This window comes from Vibrio sp. 2134-1 (assembly GCF_033339495.1).
This window is the reverse complement of record NZ_JAWOUS010000922.1, coordinates 1-527: the sequence shown is the minus strand read 5'-3', so window position 1 is coordinate 527 and position 527 is coordinate 1. Positions and strand designations below refer to the sequence as shown.

At 48.4% G+C, this 527-nt stretch carries 1 protein-coding gene; it reads left to right on the top strand.

Annotated elements, in window-relative coordinates; all coding sequences use genetic code 11:
* Window positions 1-527: glutamate racemase (murI, locus tag R7R78_RS29275; protein WP_225474986.1), on the top strand; the 527-nt coding region annotated here is incomplete at both ends.

Below are 527 nucleotides of genomic sequence, written 5' to 3'. Positions count from 1 at the left end.
CGATATCGTCGTCATTGCGTGCAATACTGCCAGTACAATCGTGCTGCCGTCATTGCGTGACAACTTATCAGTGCCAGTTGTTGGCGTCGTGCCTGCCATCAAACCGGCCTCCTTACTAGCGACTCAGGGAGTAGGATTAATCGCAACGCCTGCGACCGTCACTCGTCAATACACTCATGAGCTGATCCGCGATTTTGCACAAGGTAAGCCAGTTGAATTGCTAGGTTCGACGCGTTTGGTTGATATGGCAGAAGAAAAGCTACGTGGTGAAAGTGTTCCTTTGGATGAACTGAAAAGCATCTTATCGCCGTTATGCACTAAAGTAGACGTCGCCGTACTTGGTTGTACACATTTCCCACTAATCAAAAACGAAATTCAGCAAGTGCTGGGTAGTAACGTCGTTTTGATTGATTCTGGGGAGGCGATAGCGCGCCGGGTTAAAGCATTACTGTCTTGTGGCGAGCTTGAAGAGAAAGAAGAAGGGATAAAACGAATCTTTGCCAGCGCACCTCCTTGGCAAGAAGATG